The organism is Neobacillus thermocopriae, assembly GCF_010975035.1.
GTDB classification, from domain to species: domain Bacteria; phylum Bacillota; class Bacilli; order Bacillales; family Cytobacillaceae; genus Neobacillus; species Neobacillus thermocopriae.
Genome location: NZ_JAAIUV010000040.1, coordinates 1 through 12,960, shown reverse-complemented (window position 1 = coordinate 12,960; position 12,960 = coordinate 1). Strand labels below are relative to the sequence as shown.

Here is a 12,960-nt window from a genome sequence, read left to right as displayed (position 1 = left end):
TAAAGAAACTGGCAAACTGGACTTGGACTAGTCCAAAAATGGTATAATAATTGACCCCGTAGGGGTCAAATTAAAGTTAATATAGACCAAAAATTGCTTAAAATTTGAAAAGGCATTTCGAATTAAGCTTATTCGGAATGCCTTTTGTCTACAATCTGGAGACTCCTAATGGAGTCTTTTATAAAATAATCGCTATTAATCCACCTGATCCTTCGTTTATAATTCTTTCTAACGTCTCTTTTAGTTTATATCTTGCATTTTCCGGCATTAATGACAGTTTTGCTTGTATCCCTTCTCGAACAATAGAGCTTAAGCTTCGGCCAAAGATGTCAGAATTCCAAATAGACAGCGGATCGTCCTCAAAATCCTGCATCAAATAACGTACAAGCTCCTCACTTTGTTTTTCCGTCCCTATAATTGGTGCAAACTCGGATTCAACATCCACTTTAATCATATGAATGGATGGAGCTACCGCTTTTAATCTTACACCAAATCTGGCCCCTTGACGAATAATTTCCGGCTCTTCGAGACTCATATCAGATAATGTCGGGGAGGCAATACCATAACCAGTTTGCTTCACCATTTTCAGAGCATCAGCAATGTGATCGTATTCTGCCTTTGCATAAGCAAAATCCTGCATAAGTTCCAAAAGATGATCTTTCCCTCTAATTTCTACACCCACGATTTCTTTTAAAATATCATCATATAATTCATCTGGAGCATACAAATCGATTTCAGCAACACCTGAACCCATTTCAACCCCTGCAAGGCTTGCTCTTTCAATAAATTCGAACTCACTGAATTGCTGAACTACTCTGTCAACATCTCTTAATCTCTTGATATCTTTTACCGTTTCTTTTACTGCTTCTTGATAGCTTGCACGAAGCCAATGATTTTCCCTAAGGACCATCACCCAGCTTGGTAAGTTTACATTTACCTCAAGTACTGGAAATTCATATAGTGCTTCCCTAAGGACATTTAATACATCGCTTTCACGCATACTTTCAACACTCATTGTAATTACTGGAATATCATATTTCTCTGCCAAGCTAGAGCGCAACGTCTCTGTACTCGGATGGTAAGGCTGAGCACTGTTGACCACCATAATGAATGGTTTACCAACTTCTTTCAATTCCTCAATAACTCTTTCCTCAGCCTCAATATAATTACTTCTTGGAATTTCTCCGATGGTTCCATCCGTTGTAACAACAACACCTATTGTCGAATGTTCCTGAATGACCTTTCTTGTACCGATTTCTGCGGCCTCATGAAAAGGAATAGGTTCTTCGTACCAAGGTGTAGTAATCATTCTTGGTCCATTTTCATCTTCATAACCCTTTGCTCCCGGAACGGTATAACCTACACAGTCTACTAGTCTAATATTTACATCGAGCCCTTCGTCCACATGAACGGTTGCAGCCTGGTTCGGAACAAATTTCGGCTCAGTAGTCATAATTGTTTTTCCTGCAGCACTTTGTGGAAGCTCATCTTGTGCTCTGGACCTCTCCGCCTCACTGCTAATATTCGGTAATACAACAAGCTCCATAAACTTTTTTATAAATGTTGATTTACCTGTTCTAACTGCTCCGACTACTCCTAAGTAAATATCGCCGCCCGTTCTTTCAGCAATATCTTTAAAAATATCTACCTTTTCCAAGTGATCCCCTCCTGATCATAACGTAAAGTGGGATAATTTCATCCATTAGGTATTTTGGGACAGTATATGTTTATGATGTTGTCCTATTTAGTTATGACATTTTTATAAAATTTTTTACCTCCTTATCTTTAATTTAAATTGCTGTTATCTATTTACCTATTTGTTTAATGGATTGGAGGGTTTCTATCTATGTTCATGTAAAGGAAAATAGTAAGTTATCCTTTACTTTATGTTTTGCATACAAAAACCCTTCTCCTACAATATATTTCGTAAGAGAAGGGTTATGACAAAAATTATAGATACGGATCATTCTTAATTCAATCATTAATGATTAAAATAGTATTATTCTTCAAGAAATATCGGTTCTTTTGTTTTTTCATCTAACGTATACGGTAATGAATAAGCAGGAACAAACATCGAATCTTTCACTAGAATAGAACGAATGTCTTCCCCTGGTTTCAGTTCCACTTCAGATTTCTTGATGGCTTGATAAAGATCTGGGCGATAATCCACATATACTTCGGCATTTCCCGTGACAACAAATGATAAATTTTGATTTGTATATGGACTTACAGCCACAGGTGGTTTTTTATAACCTAATTGTTTAAAATCAAGTGAATAAATGTTCTTAGCCAAAGTTTCTTTATAAGGCGGGTAATCATTTGCTTTAATTCTTAACTTAATTTCCCGAATTGTTTCTGCTATTCTCAAATCAAATATTTTTACTGTTGGGTTCGTTTCTACATCAACAAGTACATATTGAAAAACCCCTCCACTTTCATAAGCATTTCCTGGAGGTTCTGCCAAATATTTTGGCGTGATTTTCTTAAAGTCAATCAAATATTTTTGGTAGATTGGGGTTTCCGCTTCCTTAGTCTTAATGGGAAGAATTCCGCCATTATCCTTTCTAAATTCATCTACTGCCGTTTGAACTGCTTGGATTTGATCCTTATAAGGTATTTGATTCTGTTTTAACTTTTCTTTCGGATACATACAGCCCGATAAAAGGAAAACTGTAAGTACCAAGAATACACCAAGCATTCTCCAATTCATATAATCACCTTTGATATTAGACATTTTTTGACTATGTAAAAAGTACGATAAACAATATCAAACCTGAAACTAGTAAAAATAAATAAGCAAGCATTCCCGTAATAACTCGAAAAATCCCTTTTAATTTATATCGACTCAAATAAATGAATAATATTGCCAGAAACATACATCCCATTCCAGCAATAGATATCCACATTTTGATCATAGCTGGTGACATCATATTTCCCCCTTTTTCGACTGTAATTATAGCATAAAAAATAAAAAACTGAAGTAAAGAGGGGCGAATTCTTTACTTCAGCCAATTAGACTAAATAACCCATACTCCAGGCGTCATACTATCAAGTTACTTCGCTGCATTGTATGCATTTATGTTAAAAAGCGTATCATCGAACGCCTATATTCTTATCAAAAACGTTATTTTTCATCTACAAATTTCTTTCACCAAGAATATTTACCAAATCTTCCATTTCATGAGTCTTCGCTCGGCCCATTAAACCATCTACCGCATCTTTCGTGGTTTTACCATTAAATAATACATCATATAGAGCAAATGTAATTGGCATTTTCACATCATATTTTTTAGCCAGTTGATAAGCAGCTTTCGTTGTTCGGACACCTTCAACAACCATACCCATATTTTCAAGGACTTCATCGAGCGTTTTCCCTTTCCCCAAAAGATTACCCGCTCTCCAATTCCTTGAATGGACACTTGTACATGTGACAATTAAATCACCAATCCCCGTTAAGCCTAAAAAGGTCAACGGATTTGCACCCATTTTTGTTCCAAGGCGAGCGATTTCCGCCAATCCTCTCGTAATTAAAGCTGCTTTGGCATTATCACCAAACCCCAATCCATCTGTAATACCAGCTGCCAGAGCAATAATATTCTTTAGTGCACCACCAATTTCAACACCAATCACATCAGGATTAGTATAAACGCGGAAATAATTATTGATAAACAAATCCTGTACCACTTCCGCTGCAGCCATGTTTTCGGAAGAAACAGTCACCGTTGTTGGTTGTCGAAGACTTACCTCCTCTGCATGACTAGGTCCGGAAAGTACGACAATATCCTTTAAAAGTTCCGACGGCATTTCTTCTTGAATAATTTCCGTAATACGTAATAAAGTGTCTGGTTCAATTCCTTTACTGACATGTGTAAGTGTAATGGGGTTTTTCATAACTGCTCTCATTTTACCAATTACTTCCCGGATGGCCTTTGTTGGTACAGCCAAAATTACCATTTCTACCCCAATTAAGGCATCACTTAATGAAGCATATCCAGTGATTAATTTAGGTAGACTAATCCCGGGTAAATATTTTTTATTTGTGTGTTCATCATTTATCTCTTTCACTTGATTTTCATTATGGCTCCAAAGACGTACAGTGTGACCATTATCCGCCAACACCATTGCAAGAGCTGTTCCCCAGCTTCCTGCTCCAATTACAGCAATAACATCTTTTTCTTGTACCATCCATTACACCCTCCTTACGCTTATTTTCTTTCCCTTGCAAAAATTTTGATAGGTGTTCCCTCAAAACCAAACGCATCTCTTATTCGATTCTCTAAAAATCGTTCATAAGAAAAATGTAATAATTCCGGATCGTTAACAAAAATAACGAAAGTTGGAGGTTTAACTGATACTTGTGTTGCATAGTAAATTTTTAAACGTCTACCTTTATCTGTCGGTGTAGGATTCATGGCGACAGCATCCATAATAATATCATTCAACACACTCGTTTCCACTCTCATGGAATGATTTTCACTTGCTAAATTAATCATCGGTAATAATGTATGTATTCGTTTTTTGGTTTTGGCAGATAAATAAACAATAGGTGCATAATCAAGAAATAAAAACTGTTCCCTAATCTGACGCTCAAACTCAATCATCGTTTTTTCATCTTTCTCGATAGCATCCCATTTATTTACAACAATTACAATCGCCCTTCCTGCTTCATGAGCGTAACCAGCGATCTTTTTATCTTGTTCAATGATCCCTTCTTCTGCATTTATCACAACTAAAACGACATCAGAACGTTCAATAGCTCTTAACGCACGCAATACACTATATTTCTCTGTACTCTCATAGACCTTTCCTTTTTTTCTAATTCCAGCTGTGTCAATGATGACATATTTTTGCCCATGATATGTGTATGGCGTATCAATTGCATCACGGGTTGTCCCAGCTATGTTGCTGACGATCACGCGTTCTTCTCCTAATATCGCATTCACTAAAGATGATTTTCCTACATTTGGCCGGCCAATTAATGAAAATTTGATAACATCTTCATCATATTCTTCTTGTTTTGATTTCGGGAAATATTTAGCTGCAGCATCGAGCAAATCTCCAATTCCCAACCCATGGGAACCAGAAACTGGAATTGGTTCACCAAATCCAAGTGAATAAAAATCATATATTAGGTCACGCATTTCTGGATTATCTATTTTATTTACTCCTAATACTATTGGTTTTTTAGATTTATATAAAATTTTGGCTACTTCTTCATCTGCAGCAGTTATACCTTCTCTTCCATTTACTAAAAAAATAATTACATCCGCTTCATCAATCGCCACTTCCGCCTGTTGCCTAATTTGCTCTAAGAATGGTTCATCCCCGATATCAATACCACCTGTATCAATAATATTAAAATCATAGGACAACCATTCTGCAGAACTATAAATTCTATCCCGTGTTACTCCTGGAATATCTTCAACGATCGATATTCTCTCACCAACAATACGGTTAAAAATTGTGGATTTCCCAACATTAGGCCTTCCGACAATGGCAATAACAGGTTTTACCATTTTAATCGCCACCCTTTCCATATTTATATTTAACAAATTGAAACACTTATCCTTCCAAATACAAAAATCAAGTTAACGAAGAAAGAAACCCTTCCATTGGTAAGAAGGGCCTGCCTATTATCTTAGCAATATTTATACTTTCCTGCAATCGTAAGAATAAGTGAGTTTTTTAAGAAGATTTTTGTTTCGATTTCTCCAAAAAGCTCCAATGATTTTGGAAAATTACACCTACATTTTCTAGGAGGCTCCAAATAACTAGTAAAATAGAAATCAGTGAACAAACATCCAAATAATTTAAATCTGACACTTGATGGGGTAAATTATTTTTATTGAGTATAATTGAATATAATACCTCTCCCTGGATTGTACCACTTAATACTACCAACAACCTTCCCTTTAATGTATTCTGTAATAGAATTGTTAAAAATACCATTCCAACCGCTAACATCCATTCCCTCTTAAATATCACCCAAACAGGATCAAAGATCTCAAGTAATTGAAAGCCAGTATAAGCCAATGAAATAATTAGAGAACAAATAATGGAGTAGATTATTGTACTCCATTTCTCATGACTTAAAAAAAAGTAAGATGTTATTAATAAGAATAATCCACTGATATTCATTTCAAACTTACCTAATATCAGATAATATTTTGACAGAATAATGGAAATTAATATAGTAGCTGCAAGTTTCATTCTGTACGGGTTTTGATTCGGCAAAAAAAATGTTGCAATCACCCAGAACAACCAAAATCCCCAATAAAACAAAGTCCCTTCCATTTTACACACCTCCTATTATTTACATTATTGGTACGTGTTATGTACTTTCATACTCCTTGAATAATATTTTCGTCGGGGCTCATCTTAAAAAATAGGAGGTGTTCAAATATGGGAAAAGATCGTCAAGAAAAGAAGTTAAGAGAGAGTAAAAGGGTAGAGTCAGATCGTGACCAAGCTTTACACTACAAAGGTGCAACTAAGTTATCAAGCCCATCCGAAGCAAGAGGATTAAATGACGGAAAAGATGATATCTAAAAAACTTAAAGCTCCTGTTTAATGGCAGGAGCTTAATTAAGTTATAGAACGTTGGCTATATTTTCTTGTATCAATGCCTCTTTGATTTAACCAATGGTAGGTTTCCCCAGAAATAATTAACGGCGCATTTTTCACTTTTGAAATACTTTCAGCACCGAGAGCCGTCATAATTATTAGCATTTCATTGTGAATACGGTCTATTTCATCCATTAGCTTCTCAATACCTTCACGAACTAGGATTTTTAGAAAATAACCAGCAACCCCAATCGCGTCTGCTCCTAATGCCAATCCCTTCAACATTTCTAATGCATTTGAGAACCCTCCTGATCCGATAATAGAAATTGGCTTTTCAATCATCGCTGCTTCAACAATTGAAATCGGTGTGGGAATACCCCAATCTTCAAAAAAGGTGTATTCTTGTAGCCTCCTTTTATTTTCTATTGTAGCAAAATTCGTCCCTCCGAATCCTCCGATATCAACAGCCTGAACACCAATAGAAGATAAAGATTGCACTGTTTCTCTCGACATACCAAACCCTACTTCTTTTACAATTACAGGTACCTGAACATGATGAATGATCATTTCGATTCTTTTTAAAGCATCTCTAAAATCACGGTCTCCTTCTGGCATGGTTAATTCCTGAATAACATTTAAATGGATTTGTAAAGCATCTGCTTCTACCATTTCAATTGCTGCTTTTGCATGCTCAAGAGTTGCTTCACTGCCAAGATTAGCAATGACTATTCCTGATGGATTTTCTTTTCGAACTATTTCATAAGTATAACGTTGTAAAGGATCCTTGATCGCAGCCATTTGTGAGCCTACTGCCATTGCTAATCCCTTCTCTTTTGCAACAATCGCCAGCTTTTGGTTAATTGAATAGGTTTTTTCACCACCTCCACCTGTCATGGCGTTAATAAAAATAGGCGAACTTAGGTAAAGTTCGCCTATAAAGGAATCTAATCGAACATTGGACACACTGCTATTGGGTAGACTGTTGTGAAGGAATTTTATGTCATGAAAAGCCGATGAGCTTTTTTGCTCATTTCCCAGTGCAAATCGAATGTGATCCCATTTACGTTGTTCTCTAGACACGAATAATCACCATTATTTCCCTAAATTCTTAAGTTTATCACCGATCACTTCACCAAGTTGAAAACCTTTTGCTTCCTCAGGAAGTTCGTAATCATGATTTTCTTCAATTTCTTTATCAAGAAGCTCCTTAATACTTAAAGATAATCGCTGTTCAGCTTCATTCACATCAAGCACTTTTACATTTACTTCTTGACCTTCTTTTAATACTTCATGTGGAGTACCAATATGCTTATGAGCAATTTGTGAAATGTGTACGAGACCTTCTACACCTGGGAAAACTTCAACAAATGCTCCATATGAAACCAATCTTTTTACAATTCCTTTTAACACACTACCTTTAGGTGCTTTTTCAGAAATATTAGACCATGGACCTGGGAGTGTTTCTTTAATGGATAAAGAAATTCTTTCATTGTCGCGGTCTACACTTAAAACTTTTACCTGTACTTTTTGACCTTCGTGTACAACATCAGTAGGTTTATTTACATGCTCATGAGATAATTGTGAAATGTGAACTAGTCCATCAATTCCACCGATATCTACAAAAGCACCGAAGTCAGTAATTCTTTGAACAGTCCCTTCAATAATTTGCCCAGGTTTAAGCTCTTCTAGGCGGTTTCGTTTTTGCATTTCTTTTTCAGCTTCAACCACTGCACGATGTGAAAGGATTAATCGATTTTTTTCTTTGTCTAATTCGACTATTTTAAATGTTAATGTGCGGCCTTTATAATCACTAAAATCTTCAACAAAGTAGCTTTCAACAAGAGAAGCAGGTACAAATCCACGAACTCCAAGATCTACCACAAGCCCGCCTTTAACAACATCTTTTACATCTGCTTCCAAAATTTCACCATTTTCAAATTTTTGTTCGAGGCTTTCCCAAGCTTTTTCAGCGTCAATTTTTCTTTTTGAAAGGATTAACGCTTCTTCTTCAACTTTTATAACTTCTAATTGTAATTCTTCCCCTTCTGAAACCGCGTCTGAAGCTTTCTCAATATGAAGGCTTGATAGCTCGCTGATTGGAATGATCCCATCAAGTTTACTACCTTGTATATCAACAAGAACCTGTTTTTCTTCTACTTTTCTAACTTGTCCAATTACTTTGTCACCCACTTCAAAGCTTTTTACTTCTACTTGATTTAATTCTTCAGCCATATGTAATCCTCCTTAATCCATTACCTAGCAATACCTACATTTTTCTATAAATTCTGATTAGCGAAAAAAGAATCTCAATTATTAACTTCTTATAAATAATAAGATTTGTCAAGCAGAACCTACCTATACTCTTTAATAAGTTTATGGATTTCTGCCATGATTAATTCAGTTACTTCTTCCGCTGAAGCCTTTGCACTTCGAAGTTCATTCATTGGTAGGGGTTTTCCATAAATTACTTTTAGTTTTCTTAGGCTTTTATAAGGACCAATAATCGCACATGGTACGACCGTACAATCAGTTCTTAATGCAAAAAAACCGGCACCAGCAAGACCTTTTCCAAGTTCTCCTGTTTTGCTTCTTGTTCCTTCTGGGAAAAGCCCTAAAACGTGACCTTCCTTAAGGACTTTAATCCCTTGTCTAAGTGCTTCACGATCACTCATGCCCCTTTTAACAGGGAATGCATGACATTTTCTAACGATACCACTCAAAACCGGGACTCTAAAGAGCTCTTCCTTTGCCATAAAATGAACCGGTCTAGGAGCAGTAATTCCCACAACAATCGGATCAAAATTATGAATATGATTGGCACAAATCAGTACCCCTCCTTCTTTAGGAACCTGATCCATACCAATAGCTTCAATCCGGTACCATGGTTTAAAAATAGAAGAAGCAACTGATTTTGCAAAAGAATAAAAAGTCAATCTTATCCAATCCTTTCATATACAAGAGCCATTATTTTTTCAACTACTTCATTAATATTCAATGAAGTGGTATCAATTTCAATTGCATCATCAGCTTTTCTTAATGGAGCTACTTCCCTTTCAGAATCTAATTTATCTCTCCGGGCAATTTCCTCTTTTAATTTTTCCAAATCTGATGGAAAACCTTTTTGTAAATTTTCATTATGTCTTCGTATTGCCCTCTCATCTACAGATGCAAGTAAAAATACTTTTACTTCAGCATTAGGTAATACATGTGTACCAATATCACGACCATCCATTACCACACCGCCATTTCTAGCAAATGCTTGCTGTCTTCTAACCATTTCCTCACGAACTAATTGGTGTTTAGCAACAACGGAAACAGAATTGGTTACTTCCGATGTACGTATTTCATTTGTCACATCTTTCTGGTCTAGTAAAACTAATTGGCCATGATTTGAAGGCTTCAGATCAATTTCTGTAGATCTAAGCATATTCACTAACGATTGTTCATCTTCAAGGTTTAATTGATTCACAATTGCTTTATATGTCAATGCCCTGTACATAGCCCCCGTATCAATATAAATATATGATAATTTTTCTGCTACAATTTTTGCGACAGTACTTTTTCCGGCTGCAGCAGGGCCGTCAATTGCAATTGATATTTTTTTCTTATTCATAAATCCTCCTAAAAACATTAAGAATTTCACTTTGGTGTCTACCTTTTATTTTACCATAAGTTACGAACCTACTTCCTATTTTTTAGTACTTTAATTAATAAAAATAAGCAGGATACCCCTGCTTATTTATTGTCAGAATGGAAAGTTTGAAGAATTTCGGTAAAAGTATTCTCATTAACCCCCTCATATTTTGTTAATTGATGGAGTTCTGGTATAACATTTAATTGGTGAAAAAAGAGTTGTGTGAAAAACAGAAACAAAAACTGGATAATAATAAGCTTGATTAATATTCTTTCGAATTTTTTCAAGAGCATCGTCCCCGTTACTAATCTTAGTACTATTATCGGAGTCATTGTTTTTATTTATACCAAACTGAAAAGTGGATTTCCGATTCACTCAAAACTAAACTTAGATATAATAGAAAAAGGAAAAGCTAATGCTTTCCCTTATAAAGTATCTTCGTAAACTTCCTCAGAGTCTTTTAATTTTTCTACGTCCTCCTCAACTCCACTTTTTGCATTAATAAATATCCGATAGGTATCATCACCCATAGTTCCTAAAAACTCATAGCATAATACCTCTTTATCTAAATCATTTATTATTACTGCCTGCCTATCTTCCATAATCTTAAGATTAGGGTTTACTTTCGTTTTAGCCTCCTGCATAGATATAGCCGGTTTTTCAATTTTCCTCGTATGGAAAGACTTTAAATATTCTTCTGCAGAGACACCTACAATATCTCCGTTATCAAGCGCTACCTTTACTTTTACAGATTCTGGATAAATTCTAATGCCATCCATATTCGTTACGAAATTAAACACACCCACATTATCGTATTGGGTACTTTCTATGACTTCCAAGTTTTTAAAACCAGTTTCCTTCAGAAACTTTGTTGCCCGATTACTCGCTTCATTTAAACTCAATTTCTGTGTAGTAATTTCGCGATTATTAATAAACCAAATGGGATGACCAGCTTTTTTTGTTATATCCATACTTGCTTCTTGACCGGTTTTTTTGTTTCTTATTGAAACACTGTAAAATCCATAATCAGAGCCTTTTCCATTATCAGTGACCTTCACTTCAGCATTACCATCGAAATTCATATATTTTTTAGCAATTGTTATTGCCTCTTTTTTCGTAATGGTTTTACCTTTTATCAATTTAAAATTTTCATCTTTTTTTTGTAAATTGGACATGGATACGCCTTGATCAGATTCCTCAAAACCCGTTACTGTTTTTTCTACAGTTTTAAACCCATCAATAATGGTATTATCTGTAGTTTCTTTTCCTGAGGCAAGTGCCAACTCCACATCCATCCATCGCAAATTATTCTTTAAAACCATATGCTGAACTTTTCTAAGCTCTGCTTGAATTTCTCCAGATTGTTTATAAAGTTGTTTTAATTTTTCGTATTCCTCATTACTTAGTGGCTCTTTTTCCAAGTCTCTAGCAGCTGTTCGGTAGGTAAAATTACCAATATTAGCCAAAAACTCTTCCGTCTTATTAAACGGCAATAATGTCAATGGTAGTTGACCAACATCACTATGTGCCTCAGAGGTTATCCGCCATACTTCAATTAAAGAAGGGGATAATGAATGTTTTGAATTCATCGCTAGTGTAGTACCAATTTTATCGTGCAATAAATCCATCCGATAGGTTAAATCATGAAATGCCCTTTGATAATTGTTTTCTGCATTTAAAAGAATCGCATTTTTCTCTTGGTGTTCTTGATATCCCCAATAGGCCGTACCTGCAACAGCCGCTACCAGTACACCAATTAATATGCCTCTAATCAACTGTAATCACCCCTATTTACAAAAAATATGTTTGCCTATTCGTTTAATTTGCGGTCTACTCCATATCCAAGCACTCGTCGCTGTATCTGGGTTAAAATAGTATAATGCTTCTCCTGTAGGATCCCATCCATTAATGGCATCAATCACAGCTTTTTTCGATGTTTCATTCGGTGTTAACCAAATCTGTCCGTCTGCCACTGCTGTGAATGCTCCTGGCTCAAAAATTACCCCGGATACTGTATTTGGAAAAGAAGAACTGTTCACCCGGTTTAGGATTACGGCAGCAACAGCAACTTGGCCGATATATGGTTCACCCCTTGCCTCGCCATGGACTGCATTAGCCATTAGTTGAATATCATTTTGAGAAAAACCTTTTGGTATGTTCGTTGCAGTTGGTGTCGGTTTCTTGTTCGTTTTCCCTGCGGTGGTAGTTGTTCCTTTATAATTTTTCGTAGCCTTCACCAATTTTTGTTTTGTAGCCGGTCCTGCTAAGCCATCGATCGGCAATCCAAATTCATATTGAAAATTTCTTAAAGCCCAATAGGTTCTCCATCCAAAGACACCATCAACTTTCCCCGTATAAAAGCCAAGATGTTTAAGCCTTCCTTGGAGTTCAATGACATCATCACCTACTGCACCATGCTGAATGACTTGGTTTGTGAATGCATGAACTTTATTTGTATCTACATATGAAACCGGCCAAATCAAAACTGAAAAAAGAAAGAAGGACATGATTAAGATTTTTTTCATCTTCATGGAATAATAACCCCCAAAGTGATCTTTTTGCATTATCCCTATTTTTTGTAAAATGACACTTTTTATTCCACAGCACAAAAAAACCCTTCATTATGAATGAAGGGTTCAGACTGTCGACAAAATCCTTTTTTAAAGGATTTTGTCGACATTTTTTGTATAATTATGTCATAGAATATCGAGGTGATATTGAAATGCTTACTAAAAATACACAAGTAAATCGAGATCAATTAG

14 protein-coding genes are annotated in these 12,960 nt (G+C 35.7%); 1 reads left to right on the top strand and 13 read right to left on the bottom strand.

The window, feature by feature from the left end; genetic code table 11:
* Nucleotides 1-178 precede the first annotated feature (178 nt).
* The 6 genes from spoIVA to G4Z05_RS15800 form a co-directional block, all read right to left on the bottom strand.
* A complete protein-coding gene (gene spoIVA, locus G4Z05_RS15825) occupies nt 179-1,657 on the bottom strand; it encodes a stage IV sporulation protein A (protein WP_163252760.1) in 1,479 nt (492 codons plus the stop codon).
* 342 nt (nt 1,658-1,999) lie between these two features.
* Nucleotides 2,000-2,710, bottom strand: a complete 711-nt coding sequence (locus G4Z05_RS15820) for a hypothetical protein (protein WP_163252758.1) — start codon at nt 2,708-2,710, stop codon at nt 2,000-2,002.
* A 31-nt stretch (nt 2,711-2,741) separates the two neighbouring features.
* Nucleotides 2,742-2,927 (bottom strand): DUF2768 domain-containing protein, encoded by a 186-nt coding sequence (locus G4Z05_RS15815; protein ID WP_163252757.1) that lies wholly within the window; start codon nt 2,925-2,927, stop codon nt 2,742-2,744.
* A 208-nt stretch (nt 2,928-3,135) separates the two neighbouring features.
* The gene (locus tag G4Z05_RS15810; RefSeq protein WP_163252755.1) at nt 3,136-4,185 is read right to left on the bottom strand and encodes an NAD(P)H-dependent glycerol-3-phosphate dehydrogenase; all 1,050 of its coding nucleotides are present in this window, start codon (nt 4,183-4,185) and stop codon (nt 3,136-3,138) included.
* 20 nt (nt 4,186-4,205) lie between these two features.
* A complete protein-coding gene (gene der, locus G4Z05_RS15805; protein WP_038535881.1) occupies nt 4,206-5,516 on the bottom strand; it encodes a ribosome biogenesis GTPase Der in 1,311 nt (436 codons plus the stop codon).
* A 169-nt stretch (nt 5,517-5,685) separates the two neighbouring features.
* Nucleotides 5,686-6,294, bottom strand: a complete 609-nt coding sequence (locus tag G4Z05_RS15800; protein ID WP_163252753.1) for a YphA family membrane protein — start codon at nt 6,292-6,294, stop codon at nt 5,686-5,688.
* A gap of 108 nt (nt 6,295-6,402) precedes the next feature.
* Here G4Z05_RS15800 and G4Z05_RS15795 point away from each other — a divergent pair, with 108 nt between their 5' ends.
* On the top strand, nt 6,403-6,549 hold the full coding sequence (locus G4Z05_RS15795; protein WP_163252751.1) for a YpzI family protein: 147 nt from the start codon (nt 6,403-6,405) through the stop codon (nt 6,547-6,549).
* Between the two features lie 36 nt (nt 6,550-6,585).
* Here G4Z05_RS15795 and fni read toward each other — a convergent pair whose 3' ends face one another.
* From fni to sleB, 7 genes are all read right to left on the bottom strand, one after another.
* Nucleotides 6,586-7,644: a type 2 isopentenyl-diphosphate Delta-isomerase gene (gene fni / locus G4Z05_RS15790; RefSeq protein ID WP_163252749.1), complete on the bottom strand. Its 1,059-nt coding sequence runs from the start codon at nt 7,642-7,644 to the stop codon at nt 6,586-6,588.
* A 12-nt stretch (nt 7,645-7,656) separates the two neighbouring features.
* On the bottom strand, nt 7,657-8,796 hold the full coding sequence (rpsA, locus tag G4Z05_RS15785) for a 30S ribosomal protein S1 (RefSeq protein WP_163252747.1): 1,140 nt from the start codon (nt 8,794-8,796) through the stop codon (nt 7,657-7,659).
* Nucleotides 8,797-8,915: 119 nt separating this feature from the next.
* Nucleotides 8,916-9,497 (bottom strand): lysophospholipid acyltransferase family protein, encoded by a 582-nt coding sequence (locus tag G4Z05_RS15780; RefSeq protein ID WP_163252746.1) that lies wholly within the window; start codon nt 9,495-9,497, stop codon nt 8,916-8,918.
* Between the two features lie 2 nt (nt 9,498-9,499).
* Nucleotides 9,500-10,177: a (d)CMP kinase gene (gene cmk, locus G4Z05_RS15775; RefSeq protein ID WP_163252744.1), complete on the bottom strand. Its 678-nt coding sequence runs from the start codon at nt 10,175-10,177 to the stop codon at nt 9,500-9,502.
* 122 nt (nt 10,178-10,299) lie between these two features.
* Nucleotides 10,300-10,491, bottom strand: coding sequence for a DUF5359 family protein (locus G4Z05_RS15770; RefSeq protein ID WP_240465409.1), 192 nt, complete (start codon nt 10,489-10,491; stop codon nt 10,300-10,302).
* Between the two features lie 132 nt (nt 10,492-10,623).
* A complete protein-coding gene (ypeB, locus tag G4Z05_RS15765) occupies nt 10,624-11,973 on the bottom strand; it encodes a germination protein YpeB (RefSeq protein WP_163252741.1) in 1,350 nt (449 codons plus the stop codon).
* Nucleotides 11,974-11,985: 12 nt separating this feature from the next.
* On the bottom strand, nt 11,986-12,729 hold the full coding sequence (sleB, locus tag G4Z05_RS15760; protein ID WP_163252740.1) for a spore cortex-lytic enzyme: 744 nt from the start codon (nt 12,727-12,729) through the stop codon (nt 11,986-11,988).
* Between the last annotated feature and the right edge of the window lie 231 nt (nt 12,730-12,960).